At 59.6% G+C, this 20,573-nt stretch carries 20 protein-coding genes and 1 tRNA gene; 4 read left to right on the forward strand and 17 right to left on the reverse strand.

What is annotated here, in order from left to right:
- Positions 1-173 precede the first annotated feature (173 nt).
- Both GF108_RS00290 and GF108_RS00295 read left to right on the forward strand, forming a co-directional pair.
- Positions 174-1,124, forward strand: coding sequence for a sulfite exporter TauE/SafE family protein (locus GF108_RS00290; protein WP_172982534.1), 951 nt, complete (start codon positions 174-176; stop codon positions 1,122-1,124).
- A 26-nt stretch (positions 1,125-1,150) separates the two neighbouring features.
- On the forward strand, positions 1,151-1,918 hold the full coding sequence (locus GF108_RS00295; RefSeq protein WP_234576165.1) for a TIGR02186 family protein: 768 nt from the start codon (positions 1,151-1,153) through the stop codon (positions 1,916-1,918).
- On the opposite strand, the gene GF108_RS00300 is transcribed toward GF108_RS00295, so the two are convergent.
- Both GF108_RS00300 and GF108_RS00305 read right to left on the reverse strand, forming a co-directional pair.
- On the reverse strand, positions 1,919-2,839 hold the full coding sequence (locus GF108_RS00300; protein WP_370462033.1) for a methyltransferase domain-containing protein: 921 nt from the start codon (positions 2,837-2,839) through the stop codon (positions 1,919-1,921). It abuts the gene before it with no gap.
- Entirely contained in the window at positions 2,836-3,900 is a 1,065-nt protein-coding gene (locus tag GF108_RS00305; RefSeq protein ID WP_153666427.1) for a hypothetical protein, read from the reverse strand. Before GF108_RS00305 ends, GF108_RS00300 begins: the two co-directional genes overlap by 4 nt.
- A 307-nt stretch (positions 3,901-4,207) precedes the next feature.
- Here GF108_RS00305 and GF108_RS00310 point away from each other — a divergent pair, with 307 nt between their 5' ends.
- The gene (locus GF108_RS00310) at positions 4,208-5,170 is read left to right on the forward strand and encodes a nitronate monooxygenase family protein (protein WP_153666428.1); all 963 of its coding nucleotides are present in this window, start codon (positions 4,208-4,210) and stop codon (positions 5,168-5,170) included.
- 46 nt (positions 5,171-5,216) lie between these two features.
- Here the strand turns inward: GF108_RS00310 and GF108_RS00315 are convergent, their stop codons facing one another.
- The 3 genes from GF108_RS00315 to GF108_RS00325 form a co-directional block, all read right to left on the reverse strand.
- Entirely contained in the window at positions 5,217-6,026 is an 810-nt protein-coding gene (locus GF108_RS00315) for a xanthine dehydrogenase family protein subunit M (protein ID WP_153666429.1), read from the reverse strand.
- Between the two features lie 12 nt (positions 6,027-6,038).
- Positions 6,039-8,384, reverse strand: a complete 2,346-nt coding sequence (locus tag GF108_RS00320; RefSeq protein WP_153666430.1) for a xanthine dehydrogenase family protein molybdopterin-binding subunit — start codon at positions 8,382-8,384, stop codon at positions 6,039-6,041.
- 85 nt (positions 8,385-8,469) lie between these two features.
- Positions 8,470-8,958 (reverse strand): (2Fe-2S)-binding protein, encoded by a 489-nt coding sequence (locus GF108_RS00325; RefSeq protein ID WP_153666431.1) that lies wholly within the window; start codon positions 8,956-8,958, stop codon positions 8,470-8,472.
- Between the two features lie 289 nt (positions 8,959-9,247).
- On the opposite strand from GF108_RS00325, the gene GF108_RS00330 reads away from it, so the two are divergent.
- Positions 9,248-9,323 (forward strand) — tRNA-Thr (locus GF108_RS00330).
- A gap of 85 nt (positions 9,324-9,408) precedes the next feature.
- On the opposite strand, the gene GF108_RS00335 is transcribed toward GF108_RS00330, so the two are convergent.
- From GF108_RS00335 to GF108_RS00390, 12 genes are all read right to left on the reverse strand, one after another.
- Positions 9,409-10,173, reverse strand: coding sequence for an SDR family NAD(P)-dependent oxidoreductase (locus tag GF108_RS00335; RefSeq protein ID WP_153666432.1), 765 nt, complete (start codon positions 10,171-10,173; stop codon positions 9,409-9,411).
- Positions 10,174-10,214: 41 nt separating this feature from the next.
- Positions 10,215-10,799 (reverse strand): helix-turn-helix domain-containing protein, encoded by a 585-nt coding sequence (locus GF108_RS00340; protein ID WP_153666433.1) that lies wholly within the window; start codon positions 10,797-10,799, stop codon positions 10,215-10,217.
- 106 nt (positions 10,800-10,905) lie between these two features.
- Positions 10,906-11,673, reverse strand: coding sequence for an SDR family NAD(P)-dependent oxidoreductase (locus GF108_RS00345; protein WP_172982535.1), 768 nt, complete (start codon positions 11,671-11,673; stop codon positions 10,906-10,908).
- A 5-nt stretch (positions 11,674-11,678) separates the two neighbouring features.
- Positions 11,679-12,332: an ABC transporter ATP-binding protein gene (locus tag GF108_RS00350; RefSeq protein ID WP_370462034.1), complete on the reverse strand. Its 654-nt coding sequence runs from the start codon at positions 12,330-12,332 to the stop codon at positions 11,679-11,681.
- The gene (locus tag GF108_RS00355; protein WP_153666436.1) at positions 12,319-13,143 is read right to left on the reverse strand and encodes an ABC transporter ATP-binding protein; all 825 of its coding nucleotides are present in this window, start codon (positions 13,141-13,143) and stop codon (positions 12,319-12,321) included. Before GF108_RS00355 ends, GF108_RS00350 begins: the two co-directional genes overlap by 14 nt.
- Positions 13,119-14,114 (reverse strand): branched-chain amino acid ABC transporter permease, encoded by a 996-nt coding sequence (locus GF108_RS00360; protein WP_153666437.1) that lies wholly within the window; start codon positions 14,112-14,114, stop codon positions 13,119-13,121. The genes GF108_RS00355 and GF108_RS00360 overlap by 25 nt, the downstream gene beginning before the upstream one ends.
- Positions 14,115-14,117: 3 nt before the next feature.
- Positions 14,118-15,068 carry a branched-chain amino acid ABC transporter permease gene (locus GF108_RS00365; protein WP_153666438.1) on the reverse strand — a complete coding sequence of 317 codons (951 nt, stop codon included), beginning with the start codon at positions 15,066-15,068 and terminating at the stop codon, positions 14,118-14,120.
- 70 nt (positions 15,069-15,138) lie between these two features.
- The gene (locus GF108_RS00370; RefSeq protein WP_153666439.1) at positions 15,139-16,257 is read right to left on the reverse strand and encodes a branched-chain amino acid ABC transporter substrate-binding protein; all 1,119 of its coding nucleotides are present in this window, start codon (positions 16,255-16,257) and stop codon (positions 15,139-15,141) included.
- A 129-nt stretch (positions 16,258-16,386) separates the two neighbouring features.
- Positions 16,387-17,175: an SDR family NAD(P)-dependent oxidoreductase gene (locus GF108_RS00375; protein ID WP_246663806.1), complete on the reverse strand. Its 789-nt coding sequence runs from the start codon at positions 17,173-17,175 to the stop codon at positions 16,387-16,389.
- Positions 17,176-17,194: 19 nt separating this feature from the next.
- On the reverse strand, positions 17,195-17,890 hold the full coding sequence (locus tag GF108_RS00380) for an acetoacetate decarboxylase family protein (protein WP_153666440.1): 696 nt from the start codon (positions 17,888-17,890) through the stop codon (positions 17,195-17,197).
- 86 nt (positions 17,891-17,976) lie between these two features.
- Positions 17,977-19,413 (reverse strand): NAD-dependent succinate-semialdehyde dehydrogenase, encoded by a 1,437-nt coding sequence (locus GF108_RS00385; RefSeq protein ID WP_153666441.1) that lies wholly within the window; start codon positions 19,411-19,413, stop codon positions 17,977-17,979.
- Positions 19,414-19,435: 22 nt separating this feature from the next.
- On the reverse strand, positions 19,436-20,539 hold the full coding sequence (locus tag GF108_RS00390) for a Zn-dependent alcohol dehydrogenase (protein WP_172982537.1): 1,104 nt from the start codon (positions 20,537-20,539) through the stop codon (positions 19,436-19,438).
- Positions 20,540-20,573: the final 34 nt, after the last annotated feature.

The following is a 20,573-nucleotide window of genomic DNA, read 5'->3' on the forward strand; positions in this document are numbered from 1 at the left end:
CCTGCAAGTCAACCGGAAATGCGCTTCGTGTTAACGAAGCGACACGCATCTTCGCATTTGAACCGGCCCAATGCGCGCCGTTAAGTCAAAGTTTGACGTGAAGCCCGCAAGTGGGCAAGAAACCTTAAAGAATTACTGTCATTGTGCTGTCACGCCGCAGGCGTAGCACCGCAATGGTTTCGGGGTTTGAATTGGGCGTCTACCTGCCAATAGCCGAGATTTCGGTCAACATCTTCGTGCTTTTCTTCATGGGCGCGGCGGTCGGCTTTCTGTCGGGCATGTTCGGCGTTGGCGGCGGGTTCCTGATCACGCCGCTGCTCATCTTCTACAATATTCCCCCCGCCGTCGCGGTGGCTACCGGGGCCAACCAGGTCATAGCCTCATCCTTCAGCGGCGCGCTTACCCATTTCAAGCGCGGCTCGCTCGACGTGAAACTCGGGTCGCTGCTCGTCGTCGGCGGTATCGTCGGCTCGGCGATAGGCATCTATGTCTTCGTACTCCTGCGCCAGCTCGGTCAGCTCGATCTCATTGTTTCGCTGCTCTATGTCGTGTTCCTGAGCACGATCGGCGGGCTGATGCTCTATGAAAGCATCAAGGCGATGCGCCGTACCCGCGCTGGCCAGCTTGCGACGTTGAAGCGGCCCGGCCAGCACAACTGGGTGCACAAGCTGCCGTTCAAGATGCGTTTTCGCGCCTCCAAGATCTATGTCAGCATCATTCCGGTACTCGTGCTAGGCGGCGCCATCGGCTTTCTTTCCTCGATCATGGGCGTTGGCGGCGGCTTCATCATGGTCCCTGCCATGATCTACCTCCTCAAGGTTCCGACCAATGTCGTTATCGGGACCTCGCTCTATCAGATCGTTTTCGTCACGGCGTTCACCACCGTCATGCAGGCAACGACCAACCAGTCGGTGGATATCGTTCTCGCGATGCTGCTGATGAGCGGCGGTGTCGTTGGAGCACAATACGGCACACGCATAGGCCAGAAGCTCAGGGGCGAACAGCTGCGCGCACTGCTTGCAACGCTGGTGCTGGCAGTCGGTCTTCGCCTCGCCATCGAACTCTTCGTCACCCCGGACGACATCTACTCGGTAACGCTCGCCCTGGTCTCGGGAGGCTCATAATGCGCCTTGCCGTGATCCCGCTCATAATGCTGTGCCTGGTTGCCGGCCGGGCTGCCCAAGCGCAACAACCGGTCCCGGCCAGCAAGGAAACGATCGAGATCGGACTTTCCACCGACACGATTTCGATTACGTCGGGATTTCGGGGCACTGACCTTACCGTCTTCGGCGCGCTCGACAATGCCGATCCGCTGATCCAGCGGCAGGGCCGCTACGATGTGGTCGTCATCCTTGAAGGTCCGCCCCGGAACTTTGTCGTCCGTCGCAAGGACAGGTATTTCGGCATCTGGGTAAATACGGAATCCGTTTCGTTCCAGAACATTCCCGCATCCTATTCACTGGCATCGACGCGCAGCCTGCAGGACATCACGACGCCGAAGATCTTCGCCCAGCTCAGCCTTGGCGTAAACAACATCTATTACGAACCGATGCCGGAAGGCTTTGATTCGAGCGCATCGTTGCGGGAGTTCACCAAGGAATTGCCCCGACTGAAACAGAAACAGCTCCTCTACAACCAGCGTGTCGGAGATGTGCAGTTTCTCTCCTCGACGCTGTTTCGCGCGACCCTGTCGCTCCCGGCCAATGTGCCCGTCGGCAAGCATGTGGCGCGCGCCTACCTCTTCCGCAACGGCGAGTTCCTGCGTGAAAGCTCGACCAGCCTCAACATCGTCAAGGCCGGACTGGAATTCCGCATCTTCCGTGCCGCCAACCAGCACAGCCTGCTCTATGGCCTCTTCGCGGTGTTCCTTGCTGTCGTCACCGGCTGGGCCGGACGCCTTGTCTTCCGCAAGGATTGATCAAAAGTGCTTCGCAACGACAATGAGCCCGCTAAGCGGCTCGCCGCGATCCATGCGGATCGTCTCGCGGACGATGCTCACTGGCGTCATCGAATGGACCGCCAGAAGTCGGCGCACGTAAGCTTCGGAGTGCGTATAGCGCAGCGATTGCTGCAGCACCAACCCGTCATCGCCGTCATGCGTCTCGACCGAGAAGGCTAATAGCCCATCCGCCGCAAGAGCAGAGGCAATTTTCGCGAAGGCGCGGTCGAGCGCTCCGACATAGACGAAGACGTCAGCGGCGATGATGAGATCAGCTTCATTTGCAGGAACATCGAGTTCGTTGACGTCGCCCTTGGCGAGGCTGTCGTAGACGTTCTTTTCCGCGGCACGTTGCAGCATGACCTCGGATAGATCGATCCCGACGAGATGTTGGCACCTGGCACGCAGCAAAGGGCCCATCAAACCTGTGCCACAGCCGAGGTCCAGCGCCGAGGCGAAGCGTCTGCCGGGCGCGGCTTTTTCCACCGCCGCTGCCAGAAGCCACGGCACCCTGTAGTCGAGCTTTTCGAGGAGTGCGCTTTCGAAGGTCGGCGCATAGGCGTCAAAAAGTGTTTCGACATAGGCGGTAGGGGGCGTAACCGGGATGTCGCCTCTGCCGGAAGCCGCGAGCTTGAGGCCGGCCCCGAAGCGGTCTTCGACGTCAAGTTCGACCAGCCTTTTCCAGACGATGGCCGCAGCATCGCCATTTCCGGCAGCTTCTTCCATTTCGCCGAGGCGGAACAATCCCGCCGCCCATTCGGGGACAATCTCAAGCGCCTGCCGCATCAGGTCGGCGGCGGCCGCATGCTCGCCACCGTCGAACAGCATGTCCGCATAGGAAGCACGACGATCCGCGATGAGATCGCCGGACGAAAGAAACGCCCGCGCCAGCTTGCTCAATTGGCGACCTGGGCGCGAATGGCGATGATATTGACGGATTTCCCTGACTGCGTGACGTCCGAATTGAGCTTGATCACGCCGCCTTCGGCAGGCGCATTGCCCTGCGGGAACTGCACCTGCACCAGATATTCCTTGCTCGCATCCGAGACATCAAAGCGCTTGCGCCCGCAATCGCCGAGACTGCCGAAATCGCAACTCACGGCAATCTGCGAACTCTTGCCGTCGTCAGTCTTGGCAATGATATCGAAGACGGCGGTCTTGCCTGCGAGCTGGTCGAGTACGCCCTGTCCGACCTTGAAGCTGATCGTATCGGCATCCTCCGGCGACTGGATGCGCACGAATTTCTCCAGTTGGTCGCCGGCTATCGTCGCCGTCGCGCGGCCCTCGAGGGCAACCTGCGACATGTCAGCGGGATTGAACACCTCGATCCAGTTGCCCGTCGCCGACATTTGGCCTTCCTTCATCGGCTCCTGGCTGTGGCTGGAGGCCGGCGCGCTCGTGGTGTTCGATCCCCCCATGTTCGGAACCGGCTTGATGATGCCGGAAGCGACGACCCAGAAAAGGCCTATGGCGACAGCCAGCAACGCCAAAAGGATGAGCGCCTTGGAAAAGCCGCTCGCCTTGCGCCGCTCGGCGTCCCGACGCACTTTCCGGCGGGTCTTGCCCGGTCGATAATTGTCGGGGCTCGGCTCATCGGACGCAAGAGCGGGCCCTTCCACCTCTGGCGGGTCCATATCGATCGATGGCTCGATCCGCTCATCGGCCCCGTGTTGGCGCGCGGGATTTGCGACGAACATCGGTTCGCGCGGCTCCGCAACGGGCTCTGGCGCCGGCGGCGGGGTAATCGCGCCGGTTGCCTGAACTTCGTCCTCGATCCGCGTAATGGCGGCCTTCAGCATTTCGCGACGGTCGTCGCGCTGGCTCTCTCCAAGGGCGCCATTAGCGGCGAGCGAGCGCTCATGCGCACCCCATGCTGATTCGTAGATTTTCTGACGAATGGCAGGGTTCCTCGCGTCGGCTTTCGCCAATGCGTTCCGGATCGCTTGTTCGATCGCTTCCAACAGCCGCTTCCTTCAAATCATTTCGTAATGAATGGCTAGCCATAGCGCATTCGACTGCTTATTCAAGACTTTGACGGCGCAATGATGGCACTTCGCCCGTTGCCTGGAGGGTACAGGCCGCAGAGCCCCAGATACACCCCATAAAAGGGTTGAGGTGCCTTGCGACAAGAACAGACGCTTATTCATTAAGATCCACTGCGTGCGCGGTGCGGCTCGATCACATGGTTCTGGTTTCGCTTGCCGAATATCGCAGGTCTGGTAAAAGAGTTACGTTTACGCAAACGTCAAAATTTTCTGAGAGTGGTCGATGGCTTTGCCGGATGTACTGAAGTCGAAATTGCGCATTCCGGTCGTTGGGGCGCCGCTGTTCATCGTTTCGCATCCGCCACTGGTACTCGCGCAATGCATGGCCGGCATCGTCGGCTCATTTCCGGCGCTCAATGCGCGGCCCGAGGCGCAGCTTGACGATTGGCTCGCAGAGATCACCGAGGAATTGCGCAATCATGACGAAAAGAACCCGGACCGCCCCGCCGCGCCGTTCGCTGTCAACCAGATCGTTCATCGCTCCAACAAGCGCCTCGAACATGACCTCGGCATGTGCGTCAAATACAAGGTTCCGATCGTCATCTCCTCCTTGGGAGCAGTGCCCGAGGTAAACGACGCGATCCACTCCTATGGCGGCATTGTCCTCCACGACATCATCAACAACCGCCACGCCAATTCCGCCATCCGCAAGGGCGCCGACGGGCTGATCGCCGTTGCGGCAGGCGCCGGCGGGCATGCTGGTCCCCTATCGCCATTCGCCCTCGTCCAGGAAATCCGCGAATGGTTCGACGGTCCGCTGCTGCTCTCGGGCGCGATTGCCAATGGCGGTGCAATTCTCGCCGCACAGGCCATGGGCGCGGATCTCGCCTATATCGGCTCGCCGTTCATCGCCACAGACGAAGCGCGGGCCATTGACGGCTACAAGCAGATGATCGTCGATTCGACATCGACGGACATCGTCTATTCCAACTATTTTACCGGCATCCATGGCAACTATCTCAAGCCGTCGATCGCGAAGGCCGGAATGGACCCGGAGCATCTGCCGGAAGCCGATCCGTCGAAGATGGATTTCGAAGCGGCAACGACAGGTGCCAAGGCCTGGAAGGACATCTGGGGCTGCGGCCAGGGCATCGCCGCCATTAAGGAGATCGTTCCTGCCGGCGAACTTGTCACGCGGCTGGAGCGGGAATACCACGCGGCGAAGGCGAAGCTCTGCGCGGGGTGAATATGGCAACCGCCGCAACGACCCCACTGAGCTGAAGCAAGGCAGGCTACATCGGCCGGCTGGCGATTTCGGCGACGGCGCGCTTGGCCATCACCTTCACCAGATTGGCGCGGTATTCCGCCGAGGCGTGCAGGTCGGACAGCAATCCGTTCGGATCGACTGTCAAATTATCCAGCGCCGATGCGTGAAAATCCGCCGCAAGCGCCGTTTCGGCATCTTCGAGGCGGAACACACCGTTCTCGCCGGCGCCCGTCACCGCGACCCTGACCGTATCGCCGGATTTGGCAACGAAGACGCCGGCCATCGCGTAGAGCGACGCTGGGTTGGGAAACTTCTTGTATGCGGCCCGGTCCGGCGCCGTGAACTCGACTGCCGTGATAATTTCGTCGGGTTCAAGCGCTGTTTCGAAGAGGCCGGTAAAATAGTCCGCTGCAGCTATCGAGCGGCGGTTCGTCACAATCGTCGCATCCAGCGCGAGAAGCGCGGAGGGATAGTCGGCGGCCGGGTCATTATTGGCGATCGACCCGCCGATCGTCCCCATGTTGCGAACCTGCGGATCCCCGATATGGCCGGCAAGGCTGGTGATCGCCGGACAGATTTTTGCCAGTTCCACGTTCGTCGATACGTCATAATGGCTGGTGACCGCCCCGATACGGACGGTGCGGCCGGTAATCTTCACGCCCTTCAGTGCTTCGATGCGACGCAAATCAACAAGATCGCTCGGTGACGCTAGCCGTTGTTTCATCGTCGGGATAAGCGTCATGCCGCCAGCAAGATACTTGCCGTCCTCGGCCTCGCCCATCTGGCAGGCAGCGCCTTCGACGGAGGTGGCACGATGATATTGTGTCTCGTACATGGCGTGCCTCCTTTATTTCGCCGCCTGCAGTGCAGCCCAGACATTTTGCGGGGTTGCCGGCATGGCCAGATTATTGTTGCTGATGGCATCGGTGACAGCGTTGATGACGGCGGGAGGCGAGCCTATGGCGCCTGCTTCCCCGCAGCCCTTGACCCCAAGCGGGTTGGAAGGACAGGCTGTCACGGTGTTCGCGACGGTGAAGGATGGCAGGTCGACGGCGCGGGGCATCGTGTAGTCCATGTAGCTTGCCGTCAGAAGCTGCCCGCTCGCATCGTAGTGGGTGGCTTCAAGCAATGCCTGGCCTATCCCTTGCGCAAGACCGCCATGTACCTGCCCCTCGACGATCATCGGATTGATGATGTTGCCGAAATCGTCGGCAGCCACGAATTGGACGATTTCGGTCGTGCCGGTCTCGGGGTCGATCTCGACCTCGCAGATATGGCAACCGCCCGGGAAGGTGAAATTCGACGGATCGTAGAATGCGCCTTCCTTCAAGCCCGGCTCCATGCCGGATGGAAGGTTGTGCGCCGTATAGGCCGCAAGCGCCACCTGGAACCACGGCACGCTCTTGTCCGTGCCGGCAACGCGCACATCGCCGTTCTTGATTTCGATGTCGGCTTCGTCAGCTTCAAGCAAATGGGCAGCAATCTTCTTGGCCTTGGCTTCGACCTTGTCGAGCGCCTTGGCGATCGCCGACATGCCGACGGCACCCGACCGCGAACCATAGGTGCCCATGCCCATCTGCACCTTGTCCGTATCGCCGTGGACGATGGAAACACTATCGATGGGCACGCCGAACCGTTCCGCCGCTAGCTGGGCGAAGGTGGTTTCGTGGCCCTGCCCGTGCGAATGCGATCCGGTCAATATCTCGATCGTGCCGACAGCATTGACCCTCACCTCCGCGCTCTCCCAGAGCCCGACGCCCGCACCCAGCGAGCCGACAGCGGAAGAGGGCGCAAGTCCGCACGCCTCGATGTAGCAACTCATGCCGATGCCGCGCAGCTTGCCGCGTTTTGCTGCCTCCTGCCGGCGATTCTCAAACCCGGCATAATCGGCGGCATTCATGGCCGCATCGAGCGTCGCATCGAAATCGCCGGCGTCGTAGCACATGATCACCGGCGTCTGGTGCGGAAACGATTTTACGAAGTTCTTGCGCCGCAGCTCGGCGGGCGAGATTTTAAGTTCGCGGGCAGCCGTCTCCATGATGCGCTCAAGCACATAGGTCGCCTCCGGCCGCCCTGCGCCGCGATAGGCGTCGACGGGCGCAGTATTGGTATAAACGGTCTTCACATTGGCGTGGATTGCCGGAATGGCGTATTGCCCGGAGAGCAACGTCGCATACAGATAGGTCGGGACGCAGCTCGAAAACAGCGACATATAGGCGCCGAGATTGGCGATCGTCGCAACCTTGAGGCCGAGAATCCTGTGGTCGCTGTCGAAGGCGATTTCCGCATGCGTAACGTGATCGCGCCCATGCGCATCGGTGAGAAAGCTCTCGGTGCGGTCAGCCACCCATTTGACGGGTACGCCGGTTTTCCTCGATGCCCACAGGCAGGTGATTTCTTCGGGATAAATGTAAATCTTGGAACCGAAACCACCACCGACATCCGGCGCAATCACACGCAGCTTGTTTTCCGGCGCGACATTATAGAATGCACTCATCACCAGGCGGGCGACGTGCGGATTTTGCGAGGTCGTCCAGCAGGTGTAGTGATCCTCACCGGAATCGTAGACACCGAGCGTTGCCCGCGGCTCCATCGCATTCGGCACAAGGCGATTATTGACGATGTCCATGCTGGTGACGTGTGCCGCCTTGGCGAAGGCCGCATTCGCTGCTGCTTCGTCGCCGAGGTCCCAATCGAAAATCAGATTGTCCGGCGCTTCGGCATGAATTTCTGGGGCGCCCTGCTGCATCGCGTCGAGCGCGTTGACGACGACCGGCAACTCCTCATAGGTCACTTCGACTGCCTCGGCAGCATCGCGGGCCTCGCCTTTTGTGTCGGCAATGACGATGGCGACAGCGTCGCCAACATAACGCACCTTGTCGGTTGCGAGCGGCGACCAGGCGCCCATTTTCATCGGCGTGCCGTCCTTGGAGTGGATCATCCACCCACAGATGAGGTTGCCTATGCCGTCGGCCTTGAGCTCGCTGCCCGTCAGCACCGCGACGACGCCGGACATCGCCTTCGCCGCATCGACATTGATGCCGGTGATCCTGGCGTGGGCGTGGGGGCTGCGCACGAAAGTCGCATGCTTCATGCCGGGGACGACCATGTCGTCGGTGTATTTGCCCTTGCCGGTGATAAACCTCTTGTCCTCCTTGCGAAGAACCCGTGCTCCGATACCTTCAACGCCCATGGTTAGTTCTCCCTGTCGCAGGCGGCCTGGCTGGAGAGATAATAGCGCTCCGGGGCGACGCCGCTGCTACACTTGAATCCGCTGATCAGGCAGCCTTTTCGGCGCCCTTCCCCATTTTTTCCGATGCGTCGAGCACGGCCTTGACGATGTTATGGTAGCCGGTGCAGCGGCAGATATTGCCTTCAAGTTCGAGACGCACCGTGGCTTCGTCGAGCCCGTCCGGATGCCGCCGGATGAGGTCCGCCGAACTCATGAGCATGCCGGGCGTACAGAAGCCGCATTGCAGCGCATGATGCTCGCGGAAGGCGGCCTGCAACGGGTGCAACTCGCCATTGATGCCGAGCCCTTCGATGGTGGTGACCGTAGAGCCCGACGCCTGTGCCGCAAGGATCGTGCAGGATTTGACCGCCCTGCCATCGACATGGACGATACAGGTACCGCATTGCGACGTGTCACAGCCGACATGGGTGCCGGTCAATCCGAGATTTTCACGCAGGAAATGCACGAGCAGCGTTCGGTCTTCGGCTTCGCCCTTGACGGCTCGCCCGTTCACGACCAGTTCAACCTTCGCCATAGGTTCCTCCCAGACCGTTGACTTGGCAGCAGACTGGCCTTCTCCCGAGACCTATCTGCGCGAAGAAGAGATTAATCGCTCCTACGCACTTGTCTATCGGCAAATAGAAAAATTCTAATGTGCGCCTTGTTGCACGCATCGCATGGCGGAATCGCGCGCCGGAACTTCGAACGCCCCAAAAAAGCAGCGATCTCAAGGCTTGCATTCGGCGCGCAATGCGGGTATCAGGCGCGTCATCCTTCGGCATGATTGTCTCTGCCGAATTCAGGGATCGGGAAGCATCTTCCCTGCCGCTTTAGCTCAGTCGGTAGAGCACATCATTCGTAATGATGGGGTCGCGTGTTCGAGTCACGCAAGCGGCACCACTTTTTTCCAGCTGTTTTAGAGCATGTAATCCGCAAGGCGGTTACTGTGTCGGTATGGTCACCCGGTTCCAACCGCAGGCCGCAATCATTTTGCCAGATAGCCACCATCCGCGTCGAAGCATGCACCCGTAACAAAGGATGCGGCATCCGAAAGCAGAAAGAGAATGACATTGGCGATTTCATCTGCCTCGCCAAGGCGCGCCATCGGGTGAAGCAGTGCCGCTGCCTGTTTCTTCTCGTCATTGAGATGCCCAAGCAAGGGCGTTTCGATAAAGCCAGGCGCGACAGCATTTATCCGGACACGATGCGCCGCATGGTCGAGGGCAGACGCCTTTGTGAGGCCGATGACGCCGTGTTTGGCTGCGGTATAGGCGGGCTGGCCAGCAAAGCCACGCAAGCCTAGAACGGATGCCACATTGACGATCGAGCCGCCGCCGCGCACGATCATCGCTGGAATCTCGTGACGCAGCGCATTGAATACGCCTGTTAGGTTCACGGAGATGATCCTCTCCCAATCGTCGGCCGCATATTCCCCCGTCTCACAGCGCGCGAGATCGAAGCCCGCTGAATTGACGGCAAGATCGATACCGCCGAAATGGCCGACCCCCTTTGCTATCGCCCGCTCGACAACAGCTATCGACGTTACATCGATATCGAGAGCGAGCACGTCCTCCTCTTCGAATTCGGCAGCCATTGCGGCGAGCCCCTCGCTATCGCGATCGGCAAGAACGACTCGTGCGCCAAGTCCCCCGAGCCGGCGGGCCGTGGCGGCTCCGATTCCGGATGCTGCCCCGGTTACGAAGGCAATCTTGCCAGCGAAACCAGCAGTGTCAGGAAAAATGGCTGTCATGGCGGCAACGACCTACTATGGTTGGCGACAGATAGGCTTACCTATTTGTAGACGCCCACCCAGATGATGATTGTGGGTTCGGTTTTCGACGGATTGCGAGAACGATAGGTCGACGAGCGGTCGAAGCGGTAGCTGTCGCCTTCGAACAGGTCGAATTTCTCTTCGTCCACCCAAAGTTCGAGCTGACCCTTCAGGATATAGCCGTATTCTGCGCCTGTGGTTGGCACGTTCTTCGGTTCGGTTTCCAACCCCGGTTCGAACGTGGACAACATGAATTCGACATCGGAGTCGAGCTCCGGTGTCAGGAGTTCGGTACGTGCACCGCGATGCAGCATGAAGCGGCGATGGACGCCACGAACGATCAGATCCTTCTCCCGGCCCGCCTCCGGCTGCTTATCCGCGAGGTCGACGAACCAACTCATCGGCACGCCAAAGATGGTGCAGGCGGCATAGAGGTCTTTCAGCGTCGGCTGTGACAAACCCCGCTCAAGTTGGCTGATGTACCCTGTCGAACGGTTCAAGCCATTGGCAAGCTGCTGGATCGTGATGCGGCGCGACCGGCGCAGTTCACGCAGTGTCTTTCCGACATGATCGGGCGTACTGGGCGTGGCATTGAGTTTGGACATCGAACAACCTGCTAATTCACTTGCGTGATGGAATTGAGTAAATGATTCACGAAGTCAACATCGGCGCGGCAACCGTGACGCCTTCTTTCCATTGGCTCCCTCATGCCTACCCGAACGTTCCAGCTGTGGTGCCGCCGTCAAGGACGTAAACCATGCCGTTGACATAGCTCGCCTGCGGCGACAGGAGATGGGCAATCGCATCGGCAACTTCATCAGCGCGGGCAAAACGGCCAAGCGGGACGCGCCGTTCATAGAATGCGCGATCGTAGGCCCCACCGCTATCCGCCAGCAAACCGTCAGCCATGGGCGTGTCGACAAAGGTTGGGCAAACAACATTGCTGCGCAATCCCTGCGGTCCATGGTCGAGTGCCATGCAGCGTATCAACCCAACGACACCGTGTTTGGCCGCAGAATAGGCGGCATATCCGCGCGATCCGCGCACGCCTGAATCCGAACTGACAGCGACGAAACTAGAAGGGGGATTGCGCACGAGAAGCGGTACAGCGTGCCGCGCCAGCAGGAACGGACCGGTCAGGTTGACCGCCAGCATCGCCTGCCATGCTTCGTCCGACAGCGTGGTTACATCGCCCTTCCTGGCAATACCGGCCGCGGCGACTACGCCCGACAGCAAGCCATATTCCTTCACCGCGCCTTGAACAGCCGATGCCACGTGCGCATCCGAAGATGCGTCACCGGTACGAGCAAGCACTGCGGCGCCTTTTGATCGGCAAGCATCAGCGACCTCGGCCAAAGCGGCTCCGTTTAGATCGAAAAGCGTCAGGGCAACGCCGTCGGATGCAAGAGCCAGCGCCGTGGCCCGCCCTATCCCGGAGGCCGAGCCAGTGATCAGGATGGAAGCTTTGAAATTCGCCATCGGCTTCATCCTCCGAGATAGGCCGCCTTAAGGTCTGGATCGTTGAGGACATTATGCGCGCCGCCTTCGACGGAACAGCGACCCGCATCGATCACATAGGCATAGTCGGCGATTTCGAGGGCGACCGCCGCGTTCTGTTCGACAACGATAAGGCTGATGCCCGATTTCGACAGCGTAATAATGATCTCGAAGATCTGGTTGATGATCTTCGGCGCAAGACCAAGCGACGGTTCGTCAAGCATGAGCAACTCCGGCGTAGCCATCAACGAGCGGCCGATCGCAAGCATCTGCTGCTGGCCGCCACTCATCCGGCTTGCCAGCGAATGACGGCGCTCCTTCAGGATCGGGAACATGTCGTAGACTTGCGTTCGGATCTCGTCAAAGCCCCGCCCGCGACCGGGGATATACCCTGCGAGCAGATTTTCCTCGACTGTCAGCCGCTGCAGGATCTGGCGGCCTTCCGGGCAGTGGGCGAGCCCAAGCCGCGTGATCTCCTCCGGCGGCAGGCCCCTGATGGATCGACCCTTGAACGAGATTTCACCGGAATAGATCTGGGTCAGGCCGGATATCGAGCGCAACGTCGATGTCTTGCCACCGCCGTTCGCGCCGATGATGGTGACGATCTCGCCGGAACGTATCTCGAGATCAATGCCGAACAATACCTGCGTTCGACCGTAGCCCGCCTTGAGCCCGGCGACTTTGAGCAAGCTTTCGGATGTCGTCGAGTTCTTCCGTAGTTCCAAGGTAGGCCTCCTGCACTCTTTCGTTCGTGCGCACCTGTTCCGGCGTACCGGAGCAGAGCAATTCGCCATAGTTCAAGACGTCGATCCTGTCGGAAATGGACATCACCATGTCCATGTCGTGCTCGACGAGAATGATCGCGCGATCATTGCGCTTCAGGCTGGCAATCATGGTCGCCATCGCCTTTGTTTCGGTATGATTGAGACCGGCCGCCGGTTCGTCGAGCAGGACGACCGGTGCTTCCGTGACGAACGCCCGCGCCAGTTCCAGCATCTTCTGCCTACCATAGGGCAGATCCCCCGCAAGGACGTCGGAGACGTCGGACAGATGGAATTGTTCAAGACAGGCATGACAGACGTGCAGGCGCTCGGCCTTGCTCAAGCGCTTGGCGCCGGTGAGGATTGTCACCCACGATTGCGGAAAGAAGCAGACCTCAAGATTCTCAAGCACCGTCATGCCATCGAAGAGGCGAAGATTCTGATAAGTCCGTGCCACGCCAAGCTGCGCGATGCGGTACTTCGGCAACTTGTTGAGAATCGAGGACCCGAGCCGGATAATTCCCGACGTCACGGTGTATGATCCGGCGACCATGTTGACCACGGTCGATTTGCCGGCTCCGTTCGGACCGATGATCGAATAAATCGAGCCGGCGTCGAAGGAAAGCGACAGGTTCTTGATCGCAACAAGCGATCCGAAATGCTTGCTTACGTTTTCGAGGGCGAGAGCCATAGCGACCGGACTTTCTCAATAATGAATCCAAGATTGAAGCGTGGTGAGACAAGGCCGCCAGGACGAAGCACGATGACGGTCACCAGAACTACACCGTAGATGAGCAGGCGGTACTGCGCGGCGAAATGCAGGAGTTCCGGCAACACGACCAGCAGCACCGCACCGGCAATCACCCCAACGATATTGCCGACGCCGCCAATGATAATGATCAGCACAACCAGCAGTGACTCCTGAAAAGTAAAACTTTCGGGGCTGACAAAGCGCTGGAACGAGCCGAAAACCACGCCTCCAGCGCCGCCGATTGCCGCGCTGAGGGCAAAGGCCAGCAACTTCAGCATTGTCGTGTTGATGCCGAGGCCGCGCACGACGTCCTGGTCCTCGCGCAGCGCGCGCCAGGCCTTGCCGAGGATAGAGCGTTCCATGTAGTAGACCCAGGCGCATACCATGATGGCGAGCCCGAGCAGCAGCCAGTAGAAATGCACCGGGCTGGTCAGCGGCTGTCCGAAGAGACTGGCGCGATCAAGGCCCGCGATCCCCTGCGGACCATTCGTCAGGCTGTCAGCATTGTTGATGGCAATGCGGATGATTTCGCCGAAGCTCAATGTGACGATCGCAAGATAATCACCTCTCAGCTTCAGCACCGGAAAACCGAGTAGGACACCGGCCAAGGCCCCGACTGCCCCGCCAATGAACAGGATAAGAATAAAGGGCAGATGGATGTCAAACTGGCCGCTAGCGAGCAGAGCATACGCATATGCCCCCACCGCATAGAAGGCGATAAAGCCGAGATCGAGCAGTCCCGCATAACCAACGACGAGATTGAGGCCGACGGCAAGAATGATATAGATCAGGATACTGTCCGCCACGCGGACGTAATAGGGCGGAAGCTTCGGCACCAGAGCGAGCAGCACCACGCAAAGCGCGAGCGCCGCCAAGAGGCCAATCCGCCGGACGATCACCGAGTTCCCCATGGGTCAGTAATCCTTCTTTGCGACAGTCGTTTCTTCGGAAATCGTCTCGCCGAGCAGGCCGGCGGGCTTGAACAGAAGAACGAGAATGAGAACGGCGAAGGCGAATACGTCGCGATACTCGGTGCCGATTAGGCCGCCGGAAAGGATCGGAAGGAACGCCGTACCAAAGGTTTCGATGGCACCGAGGAGAAATCCGCCGAGCATGGCTCCCGGAATGGAGCCGATGCCGCCGAGAATTGCCGCGGTGAAAGCCTTCAGGCCAATGACAGATCCCATTGTGGGCTGCATGATCCCGTAATACGAGGAATACATGATGCCGGCCATGGCCCCAAGTCCTGGCCCGATGAAGAAGATGAGGCTGACGGCACGGTTTACACGAATTCCGAGCACGCTGGACGTCGTCCAGCTTTCCGACGCAGCGCGAATCCAGATGCCGAGGCGTGTGCCGTTGATGAAGAGCGTCAGGCCGACCATAAGCAGGATTGCCGCCGCCAGGATACCGAGCTGCACCGTGGTGATCATACCGCCAAGCGCGGCGATGGGTTCACTCGGTACGATGGCAGGAAAGTGTTCGGGCTGCGGACCGACAGTCACACGCACCGCGCTTTGCAGCACGATCGACATACCCAGCGCGCTGAGCATCGGTGCCAGGCGGCCATAGGCGCGCAAGGGACGATAGGCAAAACGTTCGATCGCCACGCCGAGGAGGCCAATGGCAACGAAACTGGCAACAATCGCGATGACTGAATCGAGAGCGGGGGCCAGGCCCCCAATGCCGATCAGGCCGGTCAAAACGAACGTATAGATGTACGGTCCGAGCATGAAGAACTCGCCGTGTGCAAAGTTGATCAGCCGCATCACGCCATAGACCATCGTATAGCCGAGCGCGATAAGGCCGTAGATCGCCCCTATCGCCAGCGCGAAAATGAGCTGTTGAAGGAAATAATCGAACAAGGGAATCGCCTCTATGAGGGGCGGGCCGGCACCTTTGTGGGCCGGCCCTATTGAACACACGTGCGGGTGACTAGTCCTTGATCAACTCGAACTTGCCGTCCTTGACGACATAGAGATACATCGGTGCTGTCGTGTTTTCCCCGTTCTCGTCGAAAGCGACGGGTCCAAGAAGCGTGTTCACGGTCACGCCGTGGAGCTGTTCGAGCACCCCTTCGCGATCGAGACTTTTTGCCTTCTCGACGGCGGCGGCCATAACCTGGGCATTGGCGAAGCCAAGCGAGGCGTAGGGTCCGGGATCCCGGCCGAAACGGGCCTTATGACGTTCGGTAAAGTCCTTCAGTTCCGGCGAGGAGTCGTATGGCGGAAGCTGGAACGTCATGAGCGCCCCTTCTGCCGACGCTGGCCCAACCTGCTTGATAAAATCGACGGTAAAGCCGATATCGGGACCGATGAACTGCGCCTTCAGACCCTGCTCACGCATCTGCTTGAGGAAAAGGGCAAGCTGCGGCATGCCGGCACCCATGTAGACGACATCGGGATTTTCGAGCTTGATCGATGCGATCAGTGCCGAAAAGTCGACGTCTTCCGGATTGGTGCCGAACGTTCCGGCGATTGTGCCGCCGCCGGATTCGAAATTATCCTTGAACACACCGGCAATGCCTTGTCCGAAGACGGTCTTGTCATGAACGAGCACCGCTTTCTTCAGGCCAAGCTTCGCCGTCACGTATTTTGCTGGCAGTGCGCCTTGCACGAAGTCATTTGCGACAGGACGCACGACCGTCTTGAAGCCCATACGCATCAACTGCGGATTGGTGGCCGGAACGACCTGCGGCATGCCGCACTCGGAATAGATATCGAGAGCTGGCATGGTCACGCCGCTGTTCATGTGGCCAATCACTCCAATAACCGCGCTGTCGTCACAGAATTGCTGGGCAACGAGCGTGCCCTGACGCGGGTCGGCGCGGTCGTCGAGCGGGCGGAAGACGATCTTGTTACCGTTGATACCGCCTTTTTCGTTGACCTGGTCGAAGTAGAGCTGCGCTCCATCGATCTGAGATTGTCCGAACTCGGCTTGCGCGCCCGACATCGGCGCGCTTCCGCCGAGAACGATGTCGGCTGCAAGCGCAGGCGTGGCGCTGGCCGCGACAAGAAGCGCGGCAGCTGAAAGAAGTATACGGGTTCTCGTCATAAATTTCCCCTTTCGTTGTTAAGATTGGTTGCACGGAACTCCCATCCGGGCAACATTTTCATGAATTTTCTTGCTGTGTTCTTCACAGTAGTGATGGGTATGCGGTAGTCGTGTCTTCGTCCCTCCTCCTCATCGCGCGAGATAACCACCGTCCACTGCAAGCACATGCCCTGTGGTCATTGCCGAGGCGGGCCCGGCGAGAAAGATCATGGCGGAGGCAACCTCGTCGGGCTCCGCAAGCCGCTTGAGCGGCGTCAGGTTCCGGATTTTATCCATCTGCGCCTCGTCGGCCATGAGATGATCGATCAGCGGCGTCCGGACCCAAGTTGGCGCCACTGCATTGACACGAATGTCATTGTCGGCCCATTCAACGGCGAGCGTGCGCGTGAGATTGACGACACCCGCCTTGGTCGACTGGTAGGACACGTTCGGATGAAGACCGCCCCCCGAAAAGCTCATGATGGACGCGGTGTTGATCACCACGCCCGGAACGCCGCGGTTGATCCAGGAGCGCGCTGCCGTCCGCGAACAGAGGAACATGCCGGTCAGATTGACCGAGATGACGCTGTTCCAATCTTCCAGCGCAAGTTCGGTCGATGGCCTGCGGATCGATATCCCGGCATTGTTGACCAGAATGTCGAGACCGCCCGCCTCCCGCTCAGCGGCGTCGAACACAGCAATGACGGCGGACTCATCGGCAACGTCGAGGACGGATGCGGTCGCCCTACCGCCCGCCTCATTCACCTCCCGGCTGACAGCCTGCGCTGCGGCCGGGTCGCGGTCGAGGACCACAACCCGCGCTCCGAAGGCGGCAAACATCAAAGCCGCAGCGCGGCCTATGCCACCGCCGCCACCGGTGATGAAGACCCGCTTGTCGTCGAGTCTGAACATCTTTTCGGGGGCTTTTGCACACATCATGTGTACGGTTCCTGGGTTTTCAGCCGACGATCTTGCCGAAGGCGAGGACGAAGTTGGCGACAATCATTTCCGCACCGACGATTTCGCGGATCTGGAAATCCGAGAATGGGTCGCTGGCGTTCCCACCGATCTTGATGTCGGCCGTGCCGAAAGAGTGGCGGATCGTTTCGGACTGGCCCAACGAATTCTCGATGATCTGCGTTTCTACCGCTGCGCTTTCCGGCGACGGGATGATGCGGGTCTGGAAACGTGGATGCAGGGCAGGCTTTTCGAAGGCAGAACCGTCGGCCTTGAAATCGATCTCGATAAGCGATGTGCCGCGGCGCGATAACTTCGCTTCCACCGCCGTCTCACTCGCCTTCCAGGCAACCTCGCCCATCTTCTTCGGATAGCCCCACACTTCACGGCCAACTGCCATCGAATCGTCATTGGTGACGATCTCGTAAAGAACGTGGCCTCCGGGGCGGCCCTGATAACTCATGGGGACTACGATGCCGCCTTCGGCATATGACCCGAGCGAACCGCCGGCAGGGACGTCCATGATGAAGAACTCGATGACATCTCCGCGAATGTCGAACTGCTGGGGCAACGCCGCGCGAATGGCTGCCTCCTCAACACGGCAAAACACGCTGACCTTGCTGAAGGCTTTGTAATCGAACGGCGGCGCCTGATAGAGCGGCGAGCGTTGCGGGAGGGAGTAGGCCTGCTGAGACATTGAGATCGGGTCTTTCCTATAATTAAGCTCTGAGCAGAATTTCACACTAATGAAAAAATTTAGTCAAGATTTCATTTGAGTGATTTTCACAAATTTGTCTGCGAAACAAACTTGATCGTCTGAAACGTCTCCAGAGCCTCGGGTCCACCCTCCGAGCCGTAGCCGGAATCCTTCACTCCGTTGAACGGAACCTCAGCGTAAGCGAGCCCGTAATCGTTGATTGACAACATGCCCGTCTCGATGTCTTCGCTAAAACGCTGGGCATTTCTCTGGGAGCGGGTGAAGGCATAGGCGGCAAGCCCAAAAGGCAGCCGATTTGCTTCTTCGATCGCCGCATCGACCGTCGCAAAACGGTTGACGACCGCAACCGGCCCGAATGGCTCCTCATTCATGATCGCGGCATCCTGCGGAACATCGGCGAGCACTGTCGGCTCAAAGAAATACCCGGCATTACCGATGCGATTGCCGCCGGTGAGCAGGCGGCCGCCCTTGGCGACGGCATCGCCGATCAGCCGATCCATGGCGTCGAGCCTGCGTGCATTTGCCATCGGGCCCATGTCGACACCGTCTGCAAGGCCGTCACCTACCCTCACCGCCTGCGCGGCAGTGACAAAATCTTTCAGGACGTTGTCGTAGACGGGGTCTTCCACCAGCACGCGCGTCGGTGCGATGCAGACCTGACCGGCATTGTGAAACTTGTGCCCAGCGAGCATCGAAACGGAGGATTGAAGATCCGCATCGGCACAGACGATGTAAGGAGCGTGACCGCCGAGTTCCATCGTTACCCGCTTCATGTGGGCGCCGGCGAGCGCCGTCAAATGCTTGCCGACGGGCGTGGAGCCGGTGAAGGAGACCTTACGAATGACCGGATGCGGAATGAGGTACTCCGAGATTTCGGAGGGCACGCCGTAGAGAAGATTGATCGCCCCGTGCGGGAAGCCGGCGTCGGCAAAGGCGCGGATCATCGCAGCACAGGAGGCGGGCGCCTCTTCGGCGGCCTTGAGGATTACCGTGCAGCCCGCCGCAAGAGCCGCGCAAATCTTGCGGATCGCCTGCGCAACCGGATAGTTCCACGGCGTAAAGGCGGCAACCACGCCGATCGGCTCCTTGACCACCATCTGCTGTACGCCCGGCTTGCGGGCCGGAATGATGCGCCCGTAAGAGCGGATGCTTTCTTCAGCGAACCAGCGGATTACGTCATCGGCGTTGCGCAGTTCGGAGCGGGCTTCGGCTAGCGGCTTGCCTTGCTCCATGGTCAGGATGGGCGCGATATCCTCGATCCGGGCGCGCAGATTGTCGGCGGCCATATGGAGAAGCCTGGCGCGTTCGCGTGCCGTCGTCTTGCACCACTGCGTAAAGGCTTCGGCAGCAGCGGTCAGCGCGCGGTCCATGTCAAGGGACGTGGCCTTGGCGACGCGGCCGATTTCTGCACCCGTGGCAGGGTTAAGCACCGGGAGCATCTCGCCTCCCGCACCGTTTGTCCATTCGCCAGCGATAAATAGTTGGGTATCGGGATACATCATCTGTCTCGTTCGAAAAGGGTGGTCAACGGTCGAAGCATATGAGCGTGCGCGCAAGCACGCCCTGCTCCAGCCAGCGGAAGGCTTCATTGATTTTTTCAAGCGGCACACGCTCGCCGACCTGGCGGTCGAGGTCGAACCGGCCAGCGCGATAAAGACCGAGAATGCGCTCGAAATCGCGCTCCGGCACGCCGCCACCATAATTGCTGCCGATGATGCGCTTTTGTGTATTAGGCAAGGTTGAGGCGGGCAGGCAGACCATTTCACCCTTGGCAGCAATGCCGACTGAGATCACGGTCCCGCCGAGCCGGACGCCATCATACGCAAGCGCGATGGCCGCCGGTCTACCGGTGCAGTCGATGATGCTGTCAGGCCCGCGTCCACGACTCAGCGCCTTGAGTTCGGCAGTCACATCCTGCGTTGCTGAATTCAGAAAATGTGTTGCGCCAAACGATCGTGCTACTGCTTCCTTTTCCGGGTTGATATCAATAGCAACAACTGCTTCAGCTCCGGCGACTGATGCAGCATGGATGGCATTGATACCGACGCCTCCGACGCCGATCACGCCGACAACATCTCCGGGCTCGACACGCGCATCGTTGACAACGGCACCGAATCCAGTGGTCACAGCGCAGCCGACGAGCGCAGCGACTTCAAAGGGAATATCGTTGTCGATCTTCGAGCAGCCCGATTCCGGTACGACGGCGAGTTCGGCAAAGCTCGAAACGCAGGTGAAATGGTTGATGGGTTTCTGGGCGCTGCCAAGACGGCGCGAACCGTTCCATAGGGTACCTGCGCCGGCGGCGTCGCCATAGGTGTCGCACATCGTCGGCAGGCGTTTGTGACAATAGAAACATTCACCGCAGTTCGGCGCCCACGAAAGGATCACGTGGTCACCCTTCTGCACCTTCGAAACCGCCGAGCCGGTGCGCTCGACTATACCGGCAGCTTCATGCCCGAGGATGATCGGAAGCTTCGGCCGCGACTTTCCCTTCGCCGCGCTGAGATCGCTGTGGCATACGCCGGTTGCGATGATGCGCACGAGGACTTCGCGATCGCCCGGCTCGCCGATCGGGACATCCTCAATAACGAGGTCTTCGTTGTAATTGTAGAGAACGGCGGCTTTCATTGTGGTTGTCTCCCCTTGGGGTATTCGCTTGTGC

The sequence above is a fragment of the Phyllobacterium sp. SYP-B3895 genome, from assembly GCF_009647635.1.
Taxonomy (GTDB): Bacteria; Pseudomonadota; Alphaproteobacteria; order Rhizobiales; family Rhizobiaceae; genus Phyllobacterium; species Phyllobacterium pellucidum.

Bases quoted from the DNA above. Each gene is read 5' to 3' on its own strand.
- GF108_RS00290 (WP_172982534.1), top strand. From the start codon at position 174: ATGGTTTCGGGGTTTGAATTGGGCGTCTACCTGCCAATAGCCGAGATT.
- GF108_RS00295 (WP_234576165.1), top strand. From the start codon at position 1,151: ATGCTGTGCCTGGTTGCCGGCCGGGCTGCCCAAGCGCAACAACCGGTC.
- GF108_RS00310 (WP_153666428.1), top strand. From the start codon at position 4,208: ATGGCTTTGCCGGATGTACTGAAGTCGAAATTGCGCATTCCGGTCGTT.
- GF108_RS00315 (WP_153666429.1), bottom strand. From the start codon at position 6,026: ATGTACGAGACACAATATCATCGTGCCACCTCCGTCGAAGGCGCTGCC.
- GF108_RS00320 (WP_153666430.1), bottom strand. From the start codon at position 8,384: ATGGGCGTTGAAGGTATCGGAGCACGGGTTCTTCGCAAGGAGGACAAG.
- GF108_RS00325 (WP_153666431.1), bottom strand. From the start codon at position 8,958: ATGGCGAAGGTTGAACTGGTCGTGAACGGGCGAGCCGTCAAGGGCGAA.
- GF108_RS00335 (WP_153666432.1), bottom strand. From the start codon at position 10,173: ATGACAGCCATTTTTCCTGACACTGCTGGTTTCGCTGGCAAGATTGCC.
- GF108_RS00340 (WP_153666433.1), bottom strand. From the start codon at position 10,799: ATGTCCAAACTCAATGCCACGCCCAGTACGCCCGATCATGTCGGAAAG.
- GF108_RS00345 (WP_172982535.1), bottom strand. From the start codon at position 11,673: ATGGCGAATTTCAAAGCTTCCATCCTGATCACTGGCTCGGCCTCCGGG.
- GF108_RS00355 (WP_153666436.1), bottom strand. From the start codon at position 13,143: ATGGCTCTCGCCCTCGAAAACGTAAGCAAGCATTTCGGATCGCTTGTT.
- GF108_RS00360 (WP_153666437.1), bottom strand. From the start codon at position 14,114: ATGGGGAACTCGGTGATCGTCCGGCGGATTGGCCTCTTGGCGGCGCTC.
- GF108_RS00370 (WP_153666439.1), bottom strand. From the start codon at position 16,257: ATGACGAGAACCCGTATACTTCTTTCAGCTGCCGCGCTTCTTGTCGCG.
- GF108_RS00375 (WP_246663806.1), bottom strand. From the start codon at position 17,175: ATGATGTGTGCAAAAGCCCCCGAAAAGATGTTCAGACTCGACGACAAG.
- GF108_RS00380 (WP_153666440.1), bottom strand. From the start codon at position 17,890: ATGTCTCAGCAGGCCTACTCCCTCCCGCAACGCTCGCCGCTCTATCAG.
- GF108_RS00385 (WP_153666441.1), bottom strand. From the start codon at position 19,413: ATGATGTATCCCGATACCCAACTATTTATCGCTGGCGAATGGACAAAC.
- GF108_RS00390 (WP_172982537.1), bottom strand. From the start codon at position 20,539: ATGAAAGCCGCCGTTCTCTACAATTACAACGAAGACCTCGTTATTGAG.